This is a genomic window from Vreelandella aquamarina (assembly GCF_044805175.1).
GTDB classification, from domain to species: domain Bacteria; phylum Pseudomonadota; class Gammaproteobacteria; order Pseudomonadales; family Halomonadaceae; genus Vreelandella; species Vreelandella aquamarina_B.
In genome coordinates this window covers 2320530-2343049 of record NZ_CP085232.1, presented here as the reverse complement: position 1 = coordinate 2343049, position 22520 = coordinate 2320530, and the positions used below count along the sequence as shown (strand labels likewise).

The 22520-nt window shown below is 55.8% G+C and carries 19 protein-coding genes and 3 tRNA genes; 16 read left to right on the top strand and 6 right to left on the bottom strand.

From position 1 onward, the window contains the following. Nucleotides 1-64: 64 nt before the first annotated feature. Nucleotides 65-1354, top strand: a complete 1290-nt coding sequence (locus LG300_RS10980) for a YeaH/YhbH family protein (protein WP_404375357.1) — start codon at nucleotides 65-67, stop codon at nucleotides 1352-1354. Between the two features lie 20 nt (nucleotides 1355-1374). Next, the gene (locus LG300_RS10975) at nucleotides 1375-2937 is read left to right on the top strand and encodes a SpoVR family protein (protein ID WP_404375356.1); all 1563 of its coding nucleotides are present in this window, start codon (nucleotides 1375-1377) and stop codon (nucleotides 2935-2937) included. Between the two features lie 85 nt (nucleotides 2938-3022). On the opposite strand, the gene LG300_RS10970 is transcribed toward LG300_RS10975, so the two are convergent. Then, nucleotides 3023-3337, bottom strand: coding sequence for a high-potential iron-sulfur protein (locus tag LG300_RS10970; protein WP_404375355.1), 315 nt, complete (start codon nucleotides 3335-3337; stop codon nucleotides 3023-3025). A 253-nt stretch (nucleotides 3338-3590) separates the two neighbouring features. Between LG300_RS10970 and LG300_RS10965 the strand changes: the two genes are divergently transcribed. Together LG300_RS10965 and LG300_RS10960 are read left to right on the top strand one after the other, a co-directional pair. Next, the gene (locus LG300_RS10965) at nucleotides 3591-3866 is read left to right on the top strand and encodes an Lrp/AsnC family transcriptional regulator (protein WP_044628486.1); all 276 of its coding nucleotides are present in this window, start codon (nucleotides 3591-3593) and stop codon (nucleotides 3864-3866) included. 103 nt (nucleotides 3867-3969) lie between these two features. Further along, nucleotides 3970-4818, top strand: coding sequence for a DNA/RNA non-specific endonuclease (locus LG300_RS10960; protein ID WP_404375354.1), 849 nt, complete (start codon nucleotides 3970-3972; stop codon nucleotides 4816-4818). A 266-nt stretch (nucleotides 4819-5084) separates the two neighbouring features. Here the strand turns inward: LG300_RS10960 and LG300_RS10955 are convergent. From LG300_RS10955 to LG300_RS10945, 3 genes are all read right to left on the bottom strand, one after another. Continuing rightward, nucleotides 5085-5171: transfer RNA gene (locus LG300_RS10955), tRNA-Leu, on the bottom strand. A gap of 46 nt (nucleotides 5172-5217) precedes the next feature. After that, a tRNA-Leu gene (locus LG300_RS10950) sits at nucleotides 5218-5304 on the bottom strand. A gap of 86 nt (nucleotides 5305-5390) precedes the next feature. Continuing rightward, nucleotides 5391-5477, bottom strand: a tRNA-Leu gene (locus LG300_RS10945). A 270-nt stretch (nucleotides 5478-5747) separates the two neighbouring features. Between LG300_RS10945 and rnr the strand changes: the two genes are divergently transcribed. The 9 genes from rnr (at nucleotide 5748) to LG300_RS10900 (ending at nucleotide 16270) form a co-directional block, all read left to right on the top strand. Beyond that, the gene (gene rnr / locus LG300_RS10940; RefSeq protein WP_404375353.1) at nucleotides 5748-8132 is read left to right on the top strand and encodes a ribonuclease R; all 2385 of its coding nucleotides are present in this window, start codon (nucleotides 5748-5750) and stop codon (nucleotides 8130-8132) included. Between the two features lie 2 nt (nucleotides 8133-8134). Beyond that, entirely contained in the window at nucleotides 8135-8932 is a 798-nt protein-coding gene (gene rlmB / locus LG300_RS10935) for a 23S rRNA (guanosine(2251)-2'-O)-methyltransferase RlmB (protein ID WP_404375352.1), read from the top strand. A gap of 211 nt (nucleotides 8933-9143) precedes the next feature. After that, nucleotides 9144-9521 carry a 30S ribosomal protein S6 gene (gene rpsF, locus LG300_RS10930; protein ID WP_404375351.1) on the top strand — a complete coding sequence of 126 codons (378 nt, stop codon included), beginning with the start codon at nucleotides 9144-9146 and terminating at the stop codon, nucleotides 9519-9521. A 33-nt stretch (nucleotides 9522-9554) separates the two neighbouring features. Further along, entirely contained in the window at nucleotides 9555-9782 is a 228-nt protein-coding gene (rpsR, locus tag LG300_RS10925) for a 30S ribosomal protein S18 (RefSeq protein WP_009097135.1), read from the top strand. Nucleotides 9783-9794: 12 nt separating this feature from the next. Then, entirely contained in the window at nucleotides 9795-10646 is an 852-nt protein-coding gene (locus LG300_RS10920) for a hypothetical protein (protein WP_404378025.1), read from the top strand. A gap of 15 nt (nucleotides 10647-10661) precedes the next feature. Continuing rightward, nucleotides 10662-11108: a 50S ribosomal protein L9 gene (gene rplI, locus LG300_RS10915; RefSeq protein ID WP_404375350.1), complete on the top strand. Its 447-nt coding sequence runs from the start codon at nucleotides 10662-10664 to the stop codon at nucleotides 11106-11108. A 157-nt stretch (nucleotides 11109-11265) separates the two neighbouring features. Further along, a complete protein-coding gene (gene dnaB / locus LG300_RS10910; protein WP_404375349.1) occupies nucleotides 11266-15423 on the top strand; it encodes a replicative DNA helicase in 4158 nt (1385 codons plus the stop codon). 111 nt (nucleotides 15424-15534) lie between these two features. Next, nucleotides 15535-15828 carry a hypothetical protein gene (locus LG300_RS10905; RefSeq protein ID WP_404375348.1) on the top strand — a complete coding sequence of 98 codons (294 nt, stop codon included), beginning with the start codon at nucleotides 15535-15537 and terminating at the stop codon, nucleotides 15826-15828. Nucleotides 15829-15967: 139 nt separating this feature from the next. Continuing rightward, on the top strand, nucleotides 15968-16270 hold the full coding sequence (locus tag LG300_RS10900; protein WP_074210310.1) for a DUF6482 family protein: 303 nt from the start codon (nucleotides 15968-15970) through the stop codon (nucleotides 16268-16270). A 49-nt stretch (nucleotides 16271-16319) separates the two neighbouring features. On the opposite strand, the gene LG300_RS10895 is transcribed toward LG300_RS10900, so the two are convergent. Together LG300_RS10895 and LG300_RS10890 are read right to left on the bottom strand one after the other, a co-directional pair. Then, nucleotides 16320-16721 carry a thiol-disulfide oxidoreductase DCC family protein gene (locus LG300_RS10895; protein ID WP_404375347.1) on the bottom strand — a complete coding sequence of 134 codons (402 nt, stop codon included), beginning with the start codon at nucleotides 16719-16721 and terminating at the stop codon, nucleotides 16320-16322. Next, the gene (locus tag LG300_RS10890; RefSeq protein WP_404375346.1) at nucleotides 16718-18334 is read right to left on the bottom strand and encodes a cryptochrome/photolyase family protein; all 1617 of its coding nucleotides are present in this window, start codon (nucleotides 18332-18334) and stop codon (nucleotides 16718-16720) included. Before LG300_RS10890 ends, LG300_RS10895 begins: the two co-directional genes overlap by 4 nt. Nucleotides 18335-18446: 112 nt before the next feature. Between LG300_RS10890 and hemH the strand changes: the two genes are divergently transcribed. The 3 genes from hemH (at nucleotide 18447) to LG300_RS10875 (ending at nucleotide 22504) form a co-directional block, all read left to right on the top strand. Then, a complete protein-coding gene (gene hemH / locus LG300_RS10885; protein ID WP_404375345.1) occupies nucleotides 18447-19526 on the top strand; it encodes a ferrochelatase in 1080 nt (359 codons plus the stop codon). Between the two features lie 205 nt (nucleotides 19527-19731). Further along, the gene (locus LG300_RS10880) at nucleotides 19732-22080 is read left to right on the top strand and encodes a putative monovalent cation/H+ antiporter subunit A (protein WP_404378024.1); all 2349 of its coding nucleotides are present in this window, start codon (nucleotides 19732-19734) and stop codon (nucleotides 22078-22080) included. After that, complete coding sequence (locus LG300_RS10875; protein WP_404375344.1) at nucleotides 22073-22504, top strand: Na+/H+ antiporter subunit B; 432 nt, start codon at nucleotides 22073-22075, stop codon at nucleotides 22502-22504. The genes LG300_RS10880 and LG300_RS10875 overlap by 8 nt, the downstream gene beginning before the upstream one ends. The last annotated feature ends 16 nt before the right edge of the window (nucleotides 22505-22520 follow it).

Here is a 22520-nt window from a genome sequence, read left to right as displayed (position 1 = left end):
GGTTAGGCCCGCACACCATAGCGCTGTAGCCAAGCGCTTAAGATCGGGGTGTTAAGGAGGTCGAATGACCTACTTTATTGATCGCAGACCTAACGCTAAGCACAAAAGCGCGGTCAATCGGCAGCGCTTTCTTGAGCGTTACCGTAATCATATCAAGCGCTCGGTGGAGGAGGCGGTGAACCGCCGCTCCATCACCGATATGGAACGGGGCGAGAAAATCTCGATCCCCACCAAGGATATCTCCGAGCCGGTGTTCCAGCACGGCCCGGGCGGGGCGCGCAATATCGTATCGCCGGGCAATAAAGAGTTTCTCCAGGGGGATAAAATCCGCCGCCCCAGCGGCCAAGGGGGAGGCGGCGGTGCGGGAGAGGGTGGTGCCTCCAACCAAGGGGAGGGCAACGATGAGTTTGCCTTTACCCTTACCCGTGAAGAGTTTTTGGAGTTTGTCTTCGATGGCTTGGAGCTGCCCCACTTACAACGTAAGCCGCTCAAGTCCCTGGAAGAGGTCAAAATGGTGCGTGCCGGATTAGCCCGGGATGGCGTACCTTCACGCATTAGCATTACCCGCTCGATGCGCGAAGCCTATGCACGGCGCATCGCCATGCGCGCGCCGATCAAACGGGCGCTGAAAGAGGCCCAGGAGGCGCTAGCGGCGGAGGAGCGCAAAGACCCGGTGCTACGCAATCCGGCGCGTATCGTGGAGCTGAAAGCAGAGATCGAGCGCTTGGAGAAACGCATCGAAGCCATTCCGTTTATTGATACTTACGACTTGCGCTACCACCAGCTTGCCGCCCAGCCGCAACCCTCCAGCCAAGCGGTGATGTTTTGCGTGATGGATGTTTCAGGCTCCATGACACAAAACCATAAAGACATCGCCAAACGCTTTTTCTTACTTCTTTACCTCTTTTTAGAAAAGCACTACGAGAAAGTGGAGCTGGTATTTGTGCGCCACCACACGGCAGCGCGCGAGGTGAACGAGGAGGAGTTTTTCTACTCCCGGGAAACCGGCGGCACCATCGTCTCCAGCGCGCTGAACCTGGTTAAGAAAATCATTGAGAAGCGCTACCCCGCCGGGCAATGGAACCTCTATGTGGCCCAGGCTTCCGACGGTGACAACTGGGACGACGACTCCAATGTGTGCCGCGACCTGCTGGTAAAACAGCTAATGCCACAGCTGCAGTACTACGCCTATGTGGAGATTACCCCCCATGACCATCAGTCGCTATGGCATGAGTACGAAGCGGTAGCCGCCCAGTTTCCCGAGCGGTTTGCCATGCGCCAGATTGTCGAGGCCGGCGATATTTACCCTGTCTTTCGTGAGCTGTTTAAGCGCCGCTTGAGCCAAGAGCGGTAGTGCGAGTTGAGGAGTGCGCCATGAGTGTAACCCGCAAGCCCATAGCGACCGGTTCCGACTGGAATTTCAGCATTCTGGAGCGTTTTGACGAGGAGCTTGCCAGGCTCGCCGATGAGTATCGGCTGGATACCTATCCCAACCAAATCGAGGTGATTACCACCGAGCAGATGATGGACGCCTATGCCAGTGTCGGAATGCCGGTGGGCTACCATCACTGGTCGTTCGGGAAGCAGTTTCTTGCCGTGGAGCAGGCCTATAAACGGGGACAAATGGGGCTCGCCTATGAGCTGGTGATCAACTCCAACCCCTGTATTGCCTATCTGATGGAGGAGAATACCTTGATGATGCAGGTGCTGGTGATTGCCCACGCCTGCTACGGCCATAACTCTTTTTTCAAGGGCAACTACCTCTTCCGTACCTGGACCGACGCGGAATCTATTGTCGATTACCTTGTGTTTGCCCGTAAATACATTGCCCAGTGCGAAGAGCGCCACGGCGTGCACGCCGTCGAGCAGCTGCTGGATGCCTGCCACGCGCTGCAAAACTACGGCGTGGACCGCTACAAGCGGCCGTCGCCCATCTCGGCCGAGGAGGAAGCCAAGCGCCAGGATGAGCGCGAGGCGTACCTGCAAACCCAGGTAAATATGCTGTGGCGCACCATTCCAGAGCCGCCCACTGGCATGGAGTCGCTGCCGGGCAGCCGTCACAATGAGGATGACCCGCTTGGGCTGCATCACGGCGGCCGCTACCCTTCGGAACCCCAAGAAAACCTGCTCTACTTTATCGAGAAGAATGCGCCGCTGCTGGCTCCCTGGCAGCGCGAAATCGTGCGTATTGTGCGTAAACTGGCCCAGTACTTCTACCCGCAGCGGCAAACCCAGGTCATGAACGAAGGGTGGGCCTGCTTTTGGCACTACACGCTGATGAACCGGCTTTACGATGAGGGCAAAGTAGATGAAGGGCTAATGCTGGAGTTTCTCCAATCCCATGCGGCGGTCATTAACCAGCCAGGCTTTGATAGTCCTTATTACAGTGGCCTGAACCCCTACGCGTTAGGGTTCGCTATCTTTATGGATATCAAACGGATTTGCGAAGCGCCAACGGCTGAAGACCGCGAATGGTTTCCCGATATCGCGGGCAGCCCCTGGCGGGAAACCCTGGAATTCGCAATGCGTAACTTCAAGGATGAGTCCTTCATCCAGCAGTTCTTGTCGCCCAAAGTGATCCGCGACCTAAAGCTGTTTTTAATCGTCGATGATGACCAGGCCGAAATGCTGGAAGTTGCCGCTATCCACGATGAGCGTGGCTACCGGCGGGTACGCGAGGCGTTGGCTAGCCAATATGCGCTGTCTGTACGCGAGCCTAATATCCAGGTGGTGGAAGCCGCCATTCGCGGAGACCGCTCGTTGACCCTGCACCATGTCCAGGATAACCGTCGGCCGCTGGGTAGAAGCGTTTATCCGGTGATTCGCCATTTACAGCAGCTATGGGGTTTCCCTGTGCACTTGGTATCCATGGAAGAGGGCAAAGTAACCCGCCGCTACCGCTGGCCAGTAGAAGGGGAAAGTAAAGAGGCCGGTTAAAACCAGTGACCCCGCTCAAGGCGGGGTCGTCGGCTATCGCATGAAGGAAGCGATAGTAACTGAAATGACAGTAATGCTTTGGCCGTTACGCCTTGGCCGTCCACGATTGGCACCAGCCTTCCGGTGCAACGCTGTTTTCCGGGAAGAGTTGGCAACCCTCTGTCTCTGCATTGAAGAACATGCAGTTGGAGCAGAGTTCTCCCTCTTCATAGGCAGGGTGGTCGCTGGCTTCGCTGGCAACTTCAACATAGTTGAGTGCCTGGGCAGTAGGCGAGGAGGGGTCTAGGCGCGGCAGTTCCTGGGCAAAAGCGGTCTTCGACAGGATTCCAGCACCAAACGGCAGGGCGGTGAGGCCTAGCACGCTGTTACGCATGAACTTACGACGGCTCTGATTAGCCATGGTGTCTCCTTATCGTCACGGTCTGACGTTTTGCTACGGTGATCGGGTGGTCATCCACCTCTTAATACTCCGACAAAACTTATAAATCGGAGGTCTGAAGTACATGCTAGCGCATGTGCAAAGTTAGTGCGAATAACCCTGTGAAGAGCGCGACAATCAACCGCGCTGTATAGGCAGCGTTTGGCCGCACCAAGCAGGCTGCTATACTCGCCCCGTAATGTGACACCCACAAAACATGATGGACGAGGATGCCATGCAAAACGCAGTGATCTTGATCAATACCGAAAAAGGCCAAGTCAAAGCCGTCGCTGAACGCCTAGCCGATGTGGAAGGCATCAGTGAAGTGTACTCCACTTGCGGCCGCTACGACCTGGTGGCGATTGCCCGTACCCGTGATTTTGAGAGCTTGGCAGAGCTGGTGACCGAGCGCCTTAACGCGGTAGAAGGGATCAGCGATACCGAAACGCTGAATGCCATGCAGGTACACTCCCGGCATGACCTGGAAACCATGTTTTCACTTGGCTGGTAACACTAGTGGCCTATTAAAGCCCTAGCCATCCATCAAAACGTACATATTGGCCGTAGCTATATCAAAGGCTTGTAAGGGAGTAACTCCGTTGGGGAAATCGCTTATGCACTGGCGTCGTCAGGGGCGGCGCCTGGGCATCGCTGTGCTGTTTGTTATTGTGGGAACCGGGTTATGGGAGTTCCAGGAGCGCCAACATCAGGATGCCTATACCTGGAAAGGCGTGCCAACCTGGGAGGAGTTTCGCCCTACCACGTTCCATCGAGTTTTACGCAATGATGGCTTTTTAACGGGTTGGTCGGATGTGCGTGTCGGTGCGCTGTGGGTGAGCTACCAAGTGGAAGCTGTGCCGAACAATACCCGTATCGGCCCACGGCCCAACTTCCAGACGGATTGGCGCACGTTATGGCCAGTAGGAACAGATAGCTACTCAGGCAGCGGCTACGACCGTGGGCACCTAGCGCCCAACTACGCCATTGCCGCCGTGCATGGTCGTAACGCGCAAATTGATACTTTTTTGATGAGCAATATGACCCCCCAGCGGCCTAACCTAAACCGTCAGCTGTGGCAGCGTTTAGAAGAGTCGGTGATGGATCACTTTGCTCCTCGCTTCGAGCGTCTACAGGTCATTACCGGGCCGATATACCCCGAACGCTTTATGGATAACGTGTTTAACCGCGTTGGCTTTGTGGAAGTGCCCGAAGCCTTCTACAAAATTATCGTCGCCCCCCATGAAGATGCCCCTCTGGCGCTGGCGTTTATCATGCCTCAAGACGTAAGAGGTAATGAGCCGCTGGATGACTACCTAGTGACCATTGATGATATCGAAGCGCGCACTGGGCTGGACTTCTTTCCTGACTTAACCTCCACCATGGAAGCCGTGCTGGAAGGTGAACTGCGCACAGACGGTTGGGCGCTAGAGGAAGTTGCTCGTCGTCCGGGGCGCTATCAGTAAATATGTAAAAGCACGAAGCAACGAACGAGAACAACGAACTATAGCAACGAACTATAGCAACGAATTATGGCGGGTAGAGCGGCGCTGCTGTTTCGCCCGCTAACAAGCGCCTAGCGTGCCCACACGCTGGCAAGTGAGCCAATCTGATAAATAAGTAAAACGTGAACAGGGAAATATAGAAAATCCGCCATGCAGAGATTGCTCTGGGCGATAAAAAATATTGCTATTGAGGATAGAGAGAAGAGTGATGCGGATGGGACCAATAATGGTGCCCAGGAGAGGACTTGAACCTCCACGTCCGTAAGGACACTAGCACCTGAAGCTAGCGCGTCTACCAATTCCGCCACCTGGGCGCATCATCTTTTTGATTGCTATCACAGCTCGACGTTTGTATTCGCATGGTGCCCAGGAGAGGACTTGAACCTCCACGTCCGTAAGGACACTAGCACCTGAAGCTAGCGCGTCTACCAATTCCGCCACCTGGGCGAATACAAACTAACTGCTTGTACATCTGTTTCTTGCTTGCCGCTGCACCCTATTACTTCATGAAAAGGGGATAACATGAAGCAATTTGGTGCCCAGAAGAGGACTTGAACCTCCACGTCCGTAAGGACACTAGCACCTGAAGCTAGCGCGTCTACCAATTCCGCCATCTGGGCAAGTGGCGCGTATGATACCGAGGTCGTGGCTAAATGCAAGCCCTTAGGGGTGTTTTTTAACAAGGAAAACGCATTATTGCAGTGTTAGGTGGTTGGGTGATTGAACAGGCAGCGCTATACTGCGCCTATGACCAAACAAAACATGACACGCTTCAGCTCATTAGCAGCTGAAACCGACGCCAGCGGCGTTGAAGACAACTCCCGCCCGCAGCGCATAGCGCCTGCGTTAACTGTCCGCCTCCCGCAAACGCCACCAAGGATGTTGATCGCATGAAGTATTGGACGTTGAGTGATGATCCGCACGCTGAGCGCGAGGCGCAAAAGTACGATAATCCTGCGCCTAGCCGCGAATATTTACTGGCTGCTTTGGAAAGTTACGGCAAGCCGATTACCCATGAAAACATGAGCCGGATGCTGGGCATTGAAGATGAAGACCATCTTGAAGCTATTCGCCGGCGCATGGCGGCGATGGAGCGCGATGGCCAGGTCCTGCGTGACCGCCGTGGTGCCTATGCGCTGATTGATAAGCTCGACCTTATCAAAGGTAAAGTCTTGGGGCACCGGGATGGTTTTGGCTTTGTACTGCGTGATGACGGTAAAAAGCCAGATTTAGTGCTGCCGCCGCGCCAAATGCGCCGTGTGTTCCACGGTGACCATGTGCTGGTGCGGATCAGTGGCCGTGACCGCCGTGGCCGCGAAGAAGCCACCATTGCCGATGTGATTGCGCGCAACACCCAAACGATTGTGGGCGTATACCGCAGCAATACGCCGGAATTTGGGGTGCTGATTCCTGAAAATCCGCGTATTACTCAAGAAGTCATTATTCCCCATACGGCTAGCGCTGGTGCCAAAGATGGCCAGGTAATTTCGGCTAAGATCGTGCAGCAGCCCGCAACCCGGGTGCAGCCGGTGGGTGAAGTGATCGAAGTACTGGGTGAGCGTATGGACCCCGGTATGGAAATCGATATCGCCATCCGCAGCTACGATATTCCGGCAGAGTTTCCGCCAGAGGTGCTGGACCAAACCAGCGAAATCTCTGCTGAGGTCTTGGAAGAGGATAAAAAGCACCGCGTTGACCTGCGCGATATCCCGCTAGTTACTATTGACGATGAGTCCGCCAAGGACTTCGACGACGCGGTGTGCGCCTGGAAGACCAAGTCCGGTAGCTGGAAGCTGCTGGTAGCGATTGCCGATGTCTCCCACTATGTGCGCCCCGGTACCGCGCTAGACGATGAAGCGCGCACGCGGGGGAACTCGGTCTATTTCCCCGGCCAAGTCGTGCCGATGCTGCCAGAGCTGCTCTCCAACGGCCTCTGTTCATTGAATCCGCACGTCGACCGCTTGGTGATGGTATGCGAGATGAATATCTCCAAGACCGGTGCCATCAGCCGCTACTCGTTCTACGAAGCCGTGATGAACTCCCACGCCCGCCTTACCTATAACAAGGTGGCAGCGATGCTGGACGGCGAGAGCGAAGAGGGCGAGGCACTGCGCCGTGAGCATGCGGAACTGGTTAAGCCGCTCAAGAATTTACATGAGCTGTATGGCCTGCTGCGCTCTGCGCGGGAAGAGCGTGGCGCAATCGATTTCGATACCACCGAAACGGCGATCATCTTTAACGACGAGCGCAAGATCGAAAAAATCGTGCCGCGCACCCGCAACGATGCCCATAAGCTCATCGAAGAGTGCATGCTGGCAGCGAACGTCGCTACGGCACGCTTCCTGGATAAGCACGACTTGCCCGCGCTCTATCGTATCCACGAACGGCCCACCCCCGAACGCCTAGACAAGCTGCGCCTGTTCCTCAGCGAGCTGGGGCTTTCCGTGGGCGGTGGCGATGAGCCGACACCGCAGGATTACCAAGCGCTGCGGGAAGCCATTGCCGACCGGCCTGATGCCGATATTATCCAAACGGTCATGCTGCGCTCGATGAATCAGGCGGTCTACTCGCCGCAGAACGAAGGACACTTCGGCTTGGCATACCAAGCGTATGCCCACTTCACGTCACCGATTCGCCGCTACCCGGATCTGCTGGTTCACCGCGCCATTCGCTCGGTCATTCGTGGCCCCCGTCAAACCAATACGGTGGTGCGGGTAGAGGGCGCGCCAGTAGAGCCGCCGAGCAAGTGGTGCCCGTATACCTTCGAGCAAATGCTGGAGCTAGGCGAACACTGCTCCATGACCGAGCGGAGGGCGGATGAAGCGACCCGCGACGTCGAAAGCTGGCTCAAGTGTGAGTTTATGTCCGACAAACTGGGCGAAACCTTTGAAGGGGCGATTGCCGCCGTTACCCAGTTTGGCCTGTTTGTCCGCTTGGACGATTTCTATGTAGAGGGTCTGGTGCACGTCACCTCGCTGCCATCGGACTACTACCACTACGAAGCCGAGAAGCACCGCCTGAAAGGGGAGCGTACCGGTACTACTTACCGCCTGGGCGACGGCTTGACCGTTCAGGTGGCACGGGTCGATATGGATGATCGGAAGATCGACTTTAGCCTGGTTGACGATAAACCCCGCCCGCGCCGCCAACCGCGCAAGCGGCGCGGCGAGAGCGGGGGGCCGAAAGCCGCCGTGGCAACCGACAAACAGCCGACCCGCCGTGGCCCGCGCCGCACTCGCAGCGGCTCGCGTAAACCATCAGCGAAAAAGGGTTAAGCATGAAATCGTCGTCGTCCCGACGTAACCCGCGTACCACCATTCGCACACCGGATGGTCTGGACCAAGTGTATGGCGTTCACGCCCTGGAGAGCCTGCTTGAGCGCGGCGAGTCGCCTCACGAGCTTTGGGTTCAGCAAGGGGCGGGTAACCGCCTCAAAGAACTGGTGGCAGGCGCCCAAGCAAGCGGTGCGCGTGTTAAAGAGCAGCCGCGGGAAGTGCTCGACCAGCTCACCCAAGGGGCGGCTCACCAGGGCGTGGTGGCATTCTGCCCGCCACTAACGCCGGAAGGCGAAGAGTCACTGTGGCTTAAACTGCGCGCCTGGCAAGCGCCTACACCGCCGCTTCTGCTGGTGCTGGATGGCGTCACCGATGTGCATAACTTCGGTGCTTGCCTGCGGAGTGCCGATGCCGCGGGGGCTCATGGCGTGATCGTGGCAAAAGACAAAGCCGCTCCGCTGAACGCCACGGTTAGAAAAGTGGCCTGCGGTGCTGCGGAAGTCGTGCCGGTGTATCAGGTCACTAACCTTTCCCGCACCTTGGCCAAGCTCAAAGATGCGGGCGTTTGGATTACCGGCACCGCCGGTGAAGCAGAAGCCAGCTTGTTTGAGATTGATATGACTGGCCCCACCGCGTTGGTGATGGGGGCAGAAGGGAAGGGCATGCGCCGTTTGACCCGCGAAGCCTGCGATAATCTTGCCAAGCTGCCTATGGCAGGGCAGGTGTCGAGTCTTAATGTCTCGGTGGCTACCGGTATTTGTTTGTTTGAAGCCGTTCGTCAGCGGCAGCTTGCAAGTTAGCGGTCAGCCCACTAGAATGCTTGCGCCCGTTTATTCATAAGCGGGCGTTCGTATGGGTAAGTGACCCGTACAATCAACAGTTCTGCTTGATGCCCTGTTTTGGCTGTGCGCGGCCAACAGCGGGCATTTCAGTTAACTCCTTGCTTCCCTGTCGCGGTTAAGGCGTTTGCCCTAACGCACTACGGAAGCTGCCAAACCGCAAGGAGATTCCATGCGTCATTACGAAATCGTGTTTATGGTCCACCCGGATCAGAGCGAGCAAGTGCCGGCAATGGTCGAGCGTTACACCAGCCTGGTTACCGAAAACGGTGGCACTGTGCATCGTCTGGAAGATTGGGGCCGTCGTCACCTGGCTTACCCGATCAACAAGATCCACAAAGCCCACTACGTGCTGATGAACGTTGAGTGCACCGGCGAGACTCTCGAAGAGATCGAGAACATCTTCCGCTTCAACGACGCCATCATCCGCAGCCTGGTTGTTCGCTGCAAAGAAGCGATCACCGAAGCTTCCCCGATGATGAAGCCGGCAGAAGAAAAGCGTCCGCGTCGCGAAGAAAAGCCGCGCGCTGAAGCTGAAGAAACTGCCTGATTTTATCCACCGCACGTTTTAAGGAGCTAGTCCATGGCACGTTTTTTCCGTCGCCGTAAGTTTTGCCGCTTCACCGCTGAAGGCGTCAAGCAGATCGACTACAAAGATCTCGACACGCTGAAGGCTTACATCACCGAAACCGGCAAGATCGTTCCGAGCCGCATCACCGGCACCAAAGCACGCTATCAGCGTCAGCTGGCGACCGCTATCAAGCGTTCACGCTACCTGGCACTGCTGCCCTACTCCGATAGCCACCAGTAAGCGTTTAACGTGATGCTGGCACTAGCACGATGGCTGATGCGTGGCACGCCCTATGCCGTAGGCGGGGCAGCGCTAGCAGCGCTAGTGCCCTGGCTATTTTGGCTAGGTGCGGCCATCGCGGCATTAGTGACCTTGCGAAAGGGGTTCGCCCCAGCGCTACCGGTGATTATCGCCGCCGCATTACCAGCAGGTTTTTGGTGGGTGCAAGGAGATGTTATTCCGCTAGCGAGTGTACTGTTAGTGACACTCATGGCGGTTATCCTGCGCGAGAGGATGCGTTGGAGCGAAGCCTTGATCGTTGGCACGTTAGCGGCCGCGGCAATGGTACAGCTTGGTATCTTCAGCCCGCCAGGTGGAACCGAACTCATGCTGGAGCAGCTGCGGGAGAGCTCGGAAGAGATCGACCGTATGCTCACCGAGTTTGCCAACCAAGGAGTCGACACGGCTACCCTGGCATCCATGGTGATTGGTGGCGTAACCGGGCTGGTAGTGCTGTTAGCAGCCATTGCCTGTTTGGCTCTGGCACGCAGCTGGCAGGCTGGGCTTTATAACCCAGGCGGCTTTCGTGAAGAGTTCCATGCACTGCGTCTGACCCCCAAAGAGCTCGCTATTCTAGTAGTGCTTGGGGTGGCAGGTATGGTGCTAGGTGCGCAAGCGCTGGCCATGCTGAGTTGGATTCCGCTGCTGATAGCCGGTATCGCGTTAGTGCACGGGTTTATTGGAATAAAGGGGATGAACGGGCTGTGGCTGGTAGCATTCTATGTGCTGCTGATCACGACCTGGCCCACGATTCTCATTGTGCTGCTGTTGGGGCTGATTGACACATTCGCGAACGTTCGCGCACGCCTTGCCCGCAGCAATTGACAAGAGGTTTACGAGATGGAAGTCATTCTGCTCGACAAAATTGGTAAGCTGGGCGGCCTGGGTGACAAGGTCACTGTTAAGCCTGGTTATGGTCGTAATTACCTGGTGCCTTACGGCTTAGCCGTACCGGCCACCAAGGAAAATATCGAAGCGTTTGAAGCGCAGCGTGCCGAGCTTGAAGCCCAAGCCGCTGAGCGTAAAGCAGAAGCCCAAGCACGCGCTGAGCAGCTGAACGACATCGAACTGTCGTTGGTTTCTAAAGCAGGCGACGAAGGCAAGCTGTTTGGTTCTATCGGCCCGCGTGACCTGGCCGACGCAATCTCCTCCGCTGGCATCGACGTTGCCAAGAGCGAAGTGCGTATGCCGCAGGGCCCGATTCGTCAAACCGGCGAATACGACATCGACCTCCACCTGCATGCAGAAGTGGACGCCGTTGTCCGCGTGGTTGTTGTCGCCGAGTAATTACACTCGCCAACGCTAACGCCTCAAAGGGCGCGGGATCTCCCGCGCCCTTTGTCTTTTTTAAGCCGCTGCTCATTGATCCGTGCTAGTGGTGTGAAGGAAGCTGCCCGGCTAAGATAAGCGCCGTTGGCAATGCGTTACTTTTAAGGAGCTCGCTATGCAGGACCAACCCTCTGCTGATCAGGAAACGGCAGCACTAAAGCTGCCGCCGCACTCATTAGAGGCGGAGCAGTCGGTGTTAGGCGGGCTAATGTTAGATAACCAGGCGTGGGACAGTGTCTCGGAGCGCTTGGTGGCAGACGACTTTTATCGCTATGAACACCGGTTGGTGTTCAATGTAATGATTCATCTAGCGGAGTCTGGCCAGCCGCTAGACGTAGTGACGCTCTCCGAGGCATTGGAAGCGCGTGACCAGCTAGATACTGTAGGCGGGCTTAGCTTTCTGGCAGAGCTGGCCCGCAATACGCCTTCGGCCAGTAATATACGCGCCTATGCAGATATTGTGCGCGAACGCGCCACGCTGCGTAAGCTGATTCGGGCAGCCAACCAAATAGCCGAAGGGGCGTTCTCACCGCAAGGGCGGCCCGCTGATGAGCTGTTGAATGAAGCCGAGCGGCTGGTGTTTCAAATTGCCGAAGAGCGCCCCAAAACCGGTGGCCCCATTGGTATGAGCGAACTGCTTACCAAGGCGGTTGACCGTATTGATGAGCTGTTCAACCTCAAAGGCGAGATGACCGGGCTATCGACCGGCTTCCGTGACCTGGATGAAATGACCTCCGGCCTGCAGCCATCGGACTTGGTGATCATCGCCGGGCGTCCCTCGATGGGCAAGTGTTTGATGAGTGGGTCGCGCCTAGTGGACCCAGATACTGGAGCGCTGGTCACGATTGATGAACTGGTTGCTCGCCAACAAGCACGGCTTTTAACGTTAACCGATGATTTTAAGTTGAAAAAATCGCAGGCATCGGCGTTTGTTGATGACGGTCAAAAGCCCGTTTTCCGTGTTCGTACCGCAACAGGGAGAGAGGTTGCGACAACACTAACGCACCCATTTTTAACGGGAGAGGGTTGGAAGCCACTTCAAGAAATAGCCGTTGGCGAACGTATTGCTGTGCCCCGTGAAATACCTGTGTTTGGCCATGAAGCTATGCCTGAATATCAAGTAAAAGTCTTAGCTTTTATGTTAGCCGACGGGGGCACCACGCAGGCCTGCCCAATGTTCACCAATAGTAGCCCGCTACTGCGTGCGGAGTTCACCCAAGCGGTAAGCTATTTTCCTGGTGTAACATGCCGTTTAGTTGAAGATGCCGCAGAAAACATGGGGCGAACGCCTATTCTGCGGGTGAGCCGCGATGCTAGTCGTCTACGCCCTTTAAGAGAGCAGTTTGCAAGCAGCTTACGTATGAAGCTGCAAGCACATAGCATGACCGGAGAAGCGCTGGCATCGCTGCTCAACGTGAGTAAGGCAGCCGTAAGTGCCTGGTGCAGCGGGAAGACCGTTCCCGCTCAGCCAACGTTTCTGCGCCTTTGTGATTCGTTAAGCATACCTTCAACGGGGGACGATGCTGGTTTTGACTATAGCGCTATAGCAAAAAACTCTCCGAACCCTGTAAGAGTGTTTCTTGAAACGCATGGTGTTTGGGCGAAAAAAGCACTGCATAAACGGGTGCCAGACTGCGTATTTCGCTTACCTAAACAGCTGCTAGCGCTATTTCTCAATCGTCTCTTTGCCTGTGACGGTAGCGCCTTTGTACAGGCAAATAGTCAAGGCCGTATCAGCTATGCTTCATCAAGTCGTGAGTTGATCCGTGATGTACAGCATTTGTTACTGCGCTTTGGTATTTTGAGCAAAATCCGAGAGAAGCAGAATCACTATGTCAATCTGTGCCAATCACCCTGGGAGCTTGAGATACTCGATCAAGCAAGCCTGAAGCGTTTTATCCAAGAGATTGGCATTTTTAGCAAAGAGCAGGCATTAGAAGCGCTGAGCGCCTGTCTTGATACTAAGCGCGCACATAGCAATCGCGACAGCCTACCTAAATCGGTCAATCGCTATGTGCTTGCCAAAAAAGGGCAGCGGTCCTGGCGTCAGTTGTTTGAGCAGGCGGGCGAGTCTTTGCCAGTGGGTTATAATCCGCATCTGTCAGCAGGTAGCGAGCGGTGCCTATCGCGTCGCCGAGCCGCCGAATTTGCTCGCCTGCTGGAAGGGGATGTGTATCTTGAAAATTTAGCCACGTCCGATGTGTATTGGGATGAGATTGTCGCCATTGAGCCGCTCGGGAGGCAGCAGGTCTACGACTTGACGGTGGATGACACACATAATTTCGTCGCCGAGGATATCTGTGTCCATAACACCACCTTTGCTATGAACCTAGTAGAGCACGCGGTCATCTCTAGCGACAAGCCGGTGATGGTGTTCTCCATGGAGATGCCCGCCGAATCGCTGATGCTGCGTATGCTCTCTTCGCTAGGGCGCATTGACCAAACGCGGGTACGTTCGGGGCAGTTAGAGGATGAAGACTGGCCGCGCCTCACCTCGGCAGTGAACCTGCTGAAAGATAAACAGTTGTTTATTGATGATACCGCCGCGCTCTCGCCCAATGAGATGCGCTCACGCCTGCGCCGCGTGGTACGCGAGCACGGTAATATGGCGCTCATCATGATCGACTACCTGCAGCTAATGCAGATCCCCGGCTTCTCCGAAAACCGTACCGGCGAGATCTCCGAGATCTCCCGCTCTTTGAAAGGTTTGGCAAAGGAGTTCAACTGCCCGGTTGTGGCGCTTTCGCAGCTCAACCGCTCCCTTGAGCAGCGCCCCAACAAGCGCCCCGTGATGTCGGATTTGCGCGAATGTGTCACGGGAGACACGTTGGTCATGCTGGCGAACGGAGAGCGACAGCCCATTCGCGAGCTAGTAGGGCAAACGCCTAGCGTTGTCTCGTTAGGGGAGAACGGTAGGCTCCATCGCTCCGCCACGGATCTCGTCTGGTCAGTGGGTGCCAAACCTGTATTTGAAGTCTCCCTCGCTAGTGGGCGGCGTATTCGTGCCACTGCTAAGCATCGCTTAAAAGCACTGAGGGATTGGAAAACCGTGGCCGAGCTGAAGGTGGGTGACCGTATTGCGTTAGCAAGGCAACTCCCCGAGCCAGAGAACCCGGTGGTATGGGAGGAGCACGCGCTTATCCTGCTAGCCCATTTGTTGGGCGACGGCAGCTATGTCAAAGGCCAACCGCTACGTTACACCACGGCCAGCGAGGCGAATAGTGAGGCTGTCCAGCGCGCCGCTGAGCAGTTTGGTTCAACCGTTACCCGCCATGCTGGGCGTGGTAACTGGCATCAGCTCGTCATTGCTGGTAATGGCAATCGCTGGCATGCACAAGGGGTAGGGCGTTGGTTGAAATCATTGGGGATTTTTGGCCAGCGCTCTGCTGAAAAGTATATTCCTAGCGATGTTTTCAAGCTCTCCAATCAGCAGCTGGCGCTATTTATGCGTCATCTGTGGGCAACCGACGGCAGCATTACGACGGGTAAGAATGGCCGACCTCGGCTCTACTTCGCAACGGTTAGCCGTCGCCTCATTGATGACGTTAGCGCCCTGCTGCTGCGCTTCGGTATTGTGGCCAGAATTCGTCACGTTCTATCGGGTGAAGGTGGCGGATGGTATACCGCAGATGTATCGGGAAGCGAGCAACAGCAGCGCTTCGCCCGGCTGATTGGTGCATTTGGTCATCAGCAGCCAGCGCTGGAGCGAATTAAAGCGGCAACGATGACGGCCAACACTAATATCGATACCTTGCCGCAGGAGGTATTTGATCACGTTAAACAAGCCATGGCGGCGAAAGGGATCAGCCAGCGGCAAATGGCGGCGATGCGGGGTACGGCCTATGGCGGCGCATCGCACTTTAGCTTCGCCCCTTCACGGGCAACGCTCAGCAGTTACGCTGACGTGCTCGGTGATGCTGCTTTATCGCAAATAGCCTCCAGCGAGCTATTTTGGGATCAGGTCGTCGAGATACGTCCCTGTGGGGTAGAAGAGGTGTTTGACTTAACCGTACCGGGGGATGCGTGCTGGTTAGCCGACGGTATCGTGAGCCATAACTCGGGAGCGATCGAGCAGGACGCAGACGTCATTGCCTTCGTTTATCGGGATGAGGTGTATAACCCGGATAACCCTGACAACCAGGGGATTGCGGAGCTGATTATCGGTAAGCAGCGTAATGGGCCGATTGGTACAGTGCATATGGCCTTTATTGGTAAGTACACGCGCTTTGAGGACCTGGCTCCCGATAGCTACGGCGAAGCGTTTGGTGATTAACTTGAGTGGCCAGGGGGAGAACGTATAATGCGCAACCCCATTGGGCAGTTGGCCTTTGATCGATAGCCTTGGGCAAACAGCCTTGAGCAGATAGATAGACAGGAGTAGCAAATGGCAGGTGGTTTTAGGCGCGGTAACCGCAAACGTATCCCTAAATTGGAAGGCCGTGGTGAACTCCAGTCGCTAGAGCGCGAGGGGCCTTTTAAAGAGTGGCTGGGTATGCCCGACCTCTATCGCTACTTTTTGGTAGTGGAAGGGGAGAAGTACAGCTACCAAACCGAGGATGCCGAGCTTCCCGTTGCTGTCGGTGACAAAGTGGTCTTTCGCTACAAAGAGACCAAAGGGGGCAACTGGATCGACCGCAACTCGCTGGGTAAGGCGATTGACCCTTCCGAGTATCAGTAAGTCGACCATAAGTTGACGAATTGGTCAGGAACTCTTTTCTGTTATTGCCGTCTCAGGCAGTTAGTGCCAAGGTAATATTATTGTCATGGGGTCGCGTCATGCTGTGCTCCATGACAATGACCAATAACAGGAGGGAACCATGGAACTGAAAGCACTCAAACAGTTCGTCGCAAGTCACGACAACTTTGAAATTCGTGTGATTACCCACTCGGGTAGCCGCTTCTACCAAGTAGAGCTGGAAGATGTAGAGGGCGAGCGGCACATGCTGATGCAGCGCAACAAGCCAATGCTGTTCCGCTCGCTGGATGACGTTTACCTGGAGTTAAAGCGAGCGGGTATCCACCGTGCCTATCTGGTGCAGCACGTACCCCAGGATGAAGTGATTGGCCGCGATGCCCATTACAGCTCGCCGCTGACCTCGCGTATGCCGCTGGTATTTTAAGCGCTTACCCGTTGTCTCCACGCTTTCAATCACTATTTGAAACACTAGCTCAATCACTACGTTTACAGCGCATTTCCCACCACTGCCCCAGCCTGATACGGCGTCGGGCAAAGAAACGGTAGCCTGCATCCATTATGCTTCGCAGGCCCGGTAAGCAAGATATCCTTACCAGCCGCCGGTAGCCCAATACCGCATAGAGGGCCCGGCTGGCGTCCATACCGATAAACCACCTCCCTTCATGATCTTGCAAATGCAGTTGGCCCATCATGGCATCGAAGCTGCGGCCGATTTCGCTTGCGTTAAACTCATTGCTTTGAATATCGATAAGCCTTACGCGCTCTTGATGACGGTGCTTGGCAAGCCAAGCAACTTCGACCCGGCAAAATGGGCAGTGGCCGTCATGATAGAGCGTGACTGGGGCCTGTGCCTTTAACGTTGCAAAGCGGCTCATGAGCGGTTCTCCTGGTGGGGATGCTGGGAAGGGCGTGCGTAACCTTGGGTATGCGCTGGCTGGCCGTAGCTGGCGCTGGTGGGCAGCTTGGCAAGAAACTGCTCCGCCTGTTGGCGGATGGCGTCCCGCTTCTCTCCTTTCATGCGGGAAAGCGAGCCGTAAATCAGCTTCATGCGCGGGTTGCGGTTGAGCTGTTCGGCATGGGTTTCCAGAAAGTGCCAGTAGAGGCTGTTAAACGGGCAGGCCTTGGGGCCTGTCATTTGTTTGGGGGAGTAGCGGCAGTGCTGACAGTGGTCGGACATTTTATCGATGTACTTGCCAGAGGCGCAGTAGGGCTTAGAGCCCATTAGCCCACCGTCGGCGTGTAGTACCATCCCTAAGGTGTTGGGCAGCTCGACCCACTCGCAAGCATCGGCATAAACGGCTAGATACCAGTCGCATAGCGCTTCGGGCTTTACACCGCACAGCAGTGCGAAGTTGCCGGTGACCATGAGTCGCTGGATATGGTGGGCGTAGCTGTTGTCGATGGTCATTTGGATAGCGCGCTGCAGGCAGCGCATATCGGTGTCCGCATCCCAATAGAAGGCAGGAAGCTCGCGGGTAAACCTTAGCCGGTTCTCCTGCTTGTAGCTGGGCATTTGGGTCCAGTAAAGCCCACGCACATACTCCCGCCACCCAAGGATCTGGCGGATAAATCCTTCCACTGCATTAATCGGCGCCTTGCCCGCATGGTAGTGCGCCTCGGCGGCTTCGCACACTTCAACAGGAGAGAGCAGGCCAATATTCATCGCCGCAGAGAGCCGCGAGTGGTAGAGGTAAGGTTCGCTATCGCTGATCGCATCCTGGTAGCGGCCGAAATCTGCCAGCCCATGCTCGATAAAGTGGTGCAAATCATCCAGAGCTTGGCGGCGGGTCACCGGTAGGTTAAAGGTGTCTATCGACCCTATATGGTTGTCAAAATAGTGCGTTGCATCATCAAGTGCTTCACGGGTGACGCTATCCTGTTCGTGGTTTGGTAGGGGAGGAAAGCTCAGCGTGGATTGAATGGGTTCGCGGTTATCGTGATCGTAGTTCCACTGCCCGCCGACAGGCGTATCGCCCTCCATCAGCAGCGCGGTGCGCTTGCGCTGCTCCCGGTAAAAGTACTCCAGGCGCAGCTGCTTGCGGCCTTTGGCCCAGGTGGCAAAATCATCAGGCGTGGTGAAGAAGCGATCATCCTCTATCAGCTGCCAGGGCAGGGCATTAGCGTGGTGTCGCTGCACTTGGCGCTGCTGCATGGCGCTCCATAGCCGCCACTCTCCAGGGCGAGTGACGCGTATCTCATCGCAGCCGTACTGCTTGCCAAGCCGCTCGGCTTCTTCGATCAGTGAATGGGTGTTATCAGCATCACTTATCCGGCTGTAGTGCACTAGGTAGCCTTGATCGCGTAGCGTTGCGGCGAAGTGGCGCATAGCGGCCATAAACAGGCCGATTTTATGCAAATGATGCGGCACATAGCGTGCTTCTTCGGCAACTTCGCAGAGTGCAACCACCGCATTCGCAGGAGCGTTGCGTAATGTCGGCAGCGAAAGCGTGAGCTGGTCACCCAGTACCAGCAATAACGGCTTAGACATGAGTTGGCCTGTAGTTATACAAATAATGTTAATAGTATAACTTTATGCCGCAGCTTTGCTGAAAAGTGTTAAGATTTTGCCCATTATGTACCGCACCTAAGGAGTTAGCGAGATGGCCGATAGCGTTGTAAAGGATCAACCCGGTGAGGGGCGTTTGGCCCATGCGCCCAGCAATCACCCCGCCGTTCCCCGCGCCAAGGTAGGCGTCGTGTTGGCAAACCTGGGAACCCCCGATGCCACCGACTACTGGTCCATGCGCCGCTATCTCAATGAATTCTTATCCGATAAACGGGTGGTGGATTACGCCGGTTGGAAATGGCAGCCGCTGCTGCAGCTGATTATCCTTACCAAACGCCCTTTTTCATCGGGCAATGCTTATAAAAGCATCTGGAACAATGAGAAGAACGAAAGCCCGCTGCTGACCATTACCCGCGCTCAAACGGAAAAAATGACCGAGCGTCTCAAGGCGCTTTATGGCGATGACGTAGAAGTCGATTTCTGTATGCGCTACGGCAACCCTTCTACTGAAAGCGTGCTGACACGCATGAAAGAGAAGGGCTGCGAGCGCATTGTCTTCTTCCCGCTTTATCCGCAGTACGGCTCGCCCACCACCGCAACCGCCAATGATCAGGCTTTTCGCACGCTGATGAAGATGAAGTGGCAGCCCTATATCCGCACCGTGCCTGCCTATTTCGAGCATCCTGCCTATATTCAGGCGTTAGCCAACTCTGTGCAGGAGGCGTATGACAGTTTGGAAACCCGCCCCACTAAGCTAGTGGCTAGCTACCACGGGGTGCCGGAGCGCTATTTAATGGAGGGCGACCCCTACCATTGCCAGTGCCAGAAAACCACGCGACTGCTGCGTGAGAAGCTAGGCTTGAGCAAAGAGGAGGTGGATACCGCCTTCCAGTCGCAGTTTGGCCCTGAGAAGTGGGTTGGCCCGCAAACAGTGGAGCACGTTGCCGAACTGGCCAAGCAGGGGCATAAACATATTGCCATTCTCTCGCCGGCGTTCTCCTCTGACTGTGTGGAAACCCTCGAAGAGATCAAAGAGGAGATCCACGACAGCTTTATGGAAGCGGGTGGGGAAACCTTTAGCTATATCCCCTGTTTGAACGACCGTGACGATCATATCGATGCACTGCTGGCGGTGGTGAATAACGAGCTTTCCGGCTGGCTACCGACTCCTTGATATACCGCATTTGTTAAAAAAAACCGTCTAGCGTTATGCGTTAGGCGGTTTTTTTGTTGGGCCGACTTTTCTAGAAATGTGAGAAAGGCTGGTATAAGGTTTGTGGACATAAAGTCACACTTATTCAACGTTTGAGGGTTATGGCACCTACAGGTGCCGCGAGTTCACATGATGTAACGCGCTACGAAGGAGAGACCGCCGGATGCTGCAATTCGCCGTGTTAATGGGCTTCGTGCTAGCTGCGTTGTCGCCACTGCTTAACCGCTGGTATGGAGAGCGAGCAAGCCTGCTGCTTGCCTTGTTTCCGGCGCTCCTGTCTGCTTGGCTCTTTAGCCAGGCGCCTCTGGTCTTAAATGAAGGGCCGCAGCTGCTGGAGTGGGCGTGGGTGCCTTCGCTAGGGATCAGTCTTAGCTTTCTACTGGATGGCCTTTCGCTGCTGTTTGGCTTGTTGATTACGGTGATTGGCACCTGCGTACTGGTCTACGCGGGCGGCTATCTAAAAGGCCACGAGGATATCGCCCGCTTTCATTTGGCCTTAGTTGCCTTTATGGCGTCTATGCTGGGGCTGGTCTTGGCCGATGGCCTGCTCACGCTGTTTATCTTTTGGGAGCTGACCAGTATCACCTCCTACCTGCTGATTGGTTTTCACCACACCGATATCGGGGCACGCAAAGCCGCCCGACAAGGGCTGTTTGTCACGGTAGCTGGCGGACTGGCGCTGATGGCAGGTTTGGTGCTGCTGGGTGTGGCCGGTGGCAGCTGGTCGTTTTATGACATTTTGCAGTCAGAAGACGACCTGCGCCAGCACGCACTCTATACCCCCATGCTGATCTGTTTGCTGCTAGGTGCCTTTACCAAGTCGGCGCAGTTCCCTTTCCACTTCTGGCTACCTAACGCCATGGCCGCACCAACCCCTGTGTCGGCCTACCTGCACTCTGCCACTATGGTGAAAGCGGGGATCTACCTATTGGCGCGGCTACAGCCGGAGCTGGGCGGTACGGCTATGTGGGTGACGATACTCTCAGTGGTGGGAGCGACCACCATGCTGACCGGTGCATTTTTAGCGATCCACCACACCAATATCAAAAAGCTGTTGGCGTACTCCACCATGATGGCGCTGGGAACGCTGACTATGCTGCTGGGCATTGGCTCCGAGTACGCCATGACCGCGTTTGTCACCTTCCTGCTGGCCCACTCTATGTATAAAGGGGCGCTATTTATGGTGGCGGGGATTCTGGACCATGAAACCGGCACGAAAGATGTCACCGCCATGGGCGGGCTCAAAAGCGTGATGCCCGTTACGGCAGTGATTGCTTTTGTGGCGGCGCTCTCCCTAGCGGGAGTGCCGCCGCTGTTTGGCTTTATCGGTAAGGAACTCATGCTGGAGGCAGCGTTAGGCGCCGAGCACGTTCAACTCTTGCTGGTGTTGTTTGCCTTCCTGGCTGCCATCCTGACCATTGCGGTGGCGGCGATTATTGTGCTACGGCCGTTCTACGGCGCACGCCACGAAACGCTTAAAACGCCCCATGAAGCACCGCTAAGTATGCTGGTTGGCCCTGGGCTATTAGCGTTTGGTTCGCTAGCGCTTGGCCTAGCGCCTGCCATGCTAGGGGCCGATGCGCTGCTGACCTCGGCGGCGACTGCCGTAGCCGGAGAAGCCCTGCCGGTATCGTTGTCGCTCTGGTATGGCGTCAATATGGCGCTGATTATGTCCGTGACGAGTTTGATTCTTGGCTTCCTGCTGTTTAAACGCTGGGATAGCATCCGCGGGCAGTTAGCCAGATTGGCGCCGGTGATGCGCCACGGTCCTGAAGCGGGTTACGAAGGCTTGATGAATGGCATTGTGCACGTCTCCGAGTGGCAAACTCGGCTGCTGCAAAATGGCTATATGCGTAACTACATTCTGGCGATGCTGGTGGTACTGATCGCGCTGATTGGTAACTCGATTTTACTGCGTCACTCGCCCCAGCTGGCGTTCGCCTTAGATGTACGTTTCCATGAAGTCATCGTGGTAGCCATGATGGCAATGGGGGCACTGTTTGCCACCATTTCACGCTCGCGGTTGGGGGCGGTGGTGTCCGTGGGCATCATGGGCTTCTCTATTGCGCTGATCTTTATTCTGTTCAGCGCGCCGGACCTGGGGATTACCCAGCTGCTGGTAGAGACCATGACGGTGATCCTGCTGGTACTGGTGCTGTTCCGTTTGCCACGCTTCTCCAATCTCTCCACCCACCTTGAGCGCATCCGCGATGGTGCTGTGGCAGCGACCATGGGCGTACTGATTTTCCTACTGATCATGACTGCCTGGAGCATCGACCAGTTTGAGACAATTTCTACCTATATGGTGGAAAACAGCGCACCGCTCGCCCATGGCCGCAATATCGTCAACGTCATTTTGGTGGATTACCGCGCGCTCGATACCCTTGGCGAGATGTTTGTACTGGCACTAGCCGCCATTGGGGTCATCGCCATGCTTAAGCTGCGCCACGGCGGTACCGAAGGCAAAACAGCAGATGGCGATAAAACCAGCGTAAAGGAGCCTTACGATGGTTAAGTCAGGCACGATTATCCTGAACACCGCTGCGCGTTTTTTAATGCCGCTACAGCTGATGTTCTCGGTTTTTTTGCTGCTACGCGGCCATGACGAACCGGGCGGCGGCTTTATCGCTGGTCTGGTAGCCGCCGGCGCGTTCACTCTCTATCTATTTGCTTTCGGGGTAAGCGCCACCAAAGAGGTGCTGCGCATGGTCGACCCGCGGGATTTGATCGGCGCGGGCCTACTGCTGGGGATGATCTCGGTGGTGCCCGCTTGGTTTATGGGGCAACCCTTCCTCACTGCCCAGTGGTGGACGATTCCGGTGATCGACTTCAAGGCGTCTACGCCGTTGATCTTCGATATCGGGGTTTACCTGGCGGTGCTTGGCTCGGTCATGGGAATGGTGATGGCGTTAATGGAGGTGGATAAGGATGAACCATAAGTTACCCAACCCGTTA

Bases quoted from the DNA above. Each gene is read 5' to 3' on its own strand.
- LG300_RS10980 (WP_404375357.1), top strand. From the start codon at position 65: ATGACCTACTTTATTGATCGCAGACCTAACGCTAAGCACAAAAGCGCG.
- LG300_RS10975 (WP_404375356.1), top strand. From the start codon at position 1,375: ATGAGTGTAACCCGCAAGCCCATAGCGACCGGTTCCGACTGGAATTTC.
- LG300_RS10970 (WP_404375355.1), bottom strand. From the start codon at position 3,337: ATGGCTAATCAGAGCCGTCGTAAGTTCATGCGTAACAGCGTGCTAGGC.
- LG300_RS10965 (WP_044628486.1), top strand. From the start codon at position 3,591: ATGCAAAACGCAGTGATCTTGATCAATACCGAAAAAGGCCAAGTCAAA.
- LG300_RS10960 (WP_404375354.1), top strand. From the start codon at position 3,970: ATGCACTGGCGTCGTCAGGGGCGGCGCCTGGGCATCGCTGTGCTGTTT.
- rnr (WP_404375353.1), top strand. From the start codon at position 5,748: ATGAAGTATTGGACGTTGAGTGATGATCCGCACGCTGAGCGCGAGGCG.
- rlmB (WP_404375352.1), top strand. From the start codon at position 8,135: ATGAAATCGTCGTCGTCCCGACGTAACCCGCGTACCACCATTCGCACA.
- rpsF (WP_404375351.1), top strand. From the start codon at position 9,144: ATGCGTCATTACGAAATCGTGTTTATGGTCCACCCGGATCAGAGCGAG.
- rpsR (WP_009097135.1), top strand. From the start codon at position 9,555: ATGGCACGTTTTTTCCGTCGCCGTAAGTTTTGCCGCTTCACCGCTGAA.
- LG300_RS10920 (WP_404378025.1), top strand. From the start codon at position 9,795: ATGCTGGCACTAGCACGATGGCTGATGCGTGGCACGCCCTATGCCGTA.
- rplI (WP_404375350.1), top strand. From the start codon at position 10,662: ATGGAAGTCATTCTGCTCGACAAAATTGGTAAGCTGGGCGGCCTGGGT.
- dnaB (WP_404375349.1), top strand. From the start codon at position 11,266: ATGCAGGACCAACCCTCTGCTGATCAGGAAACGGCAGCACTAAAGCTG.
- LG300_RS10905 (WP_404375348.1), top strand. From the start codon at position 15,535: ATGGCAGGTGGTTTTAGGCGCGGTAACCGCAAACGTATCCCTAAATTG.
- LG300_RS10900 (WP_074210310.1), top strand. From the start codon at position 15,968: ATGGAACTGAAAGCACTCAAACAGTTCGTCGCAAGTCACGACAACTTT.
- LG300_RS10895 (WP_404375347.1), bottom strand. From the start codon at position 16,721: ATGAGCCGCTTTGCAACGTTAAAGGCACAGGCCCCAGTCACGCTCTAT.
- LG300_RS10890 (WP_404375346.1), bottom strand. From the start codon at position 18,334: ATGTCTAAGCCGTTATTGCTGGTACTGGGTGACCAGCTCACGCTTTCG.
- hemH (WP_404375345.1), top strand. From the start codon at position 18,447: ATGGCCGATAGCGTTGTAAAGGATCAACCCGGTGAGGGGCGTTTGGCC.
- LG300_RS10875 (WP_404375344.1), top strand. From the start codon at position 22,073: ATGGTTAAGTCAGGCACGATTATCCTGAACACCGCTGCGCGTTTTTTA.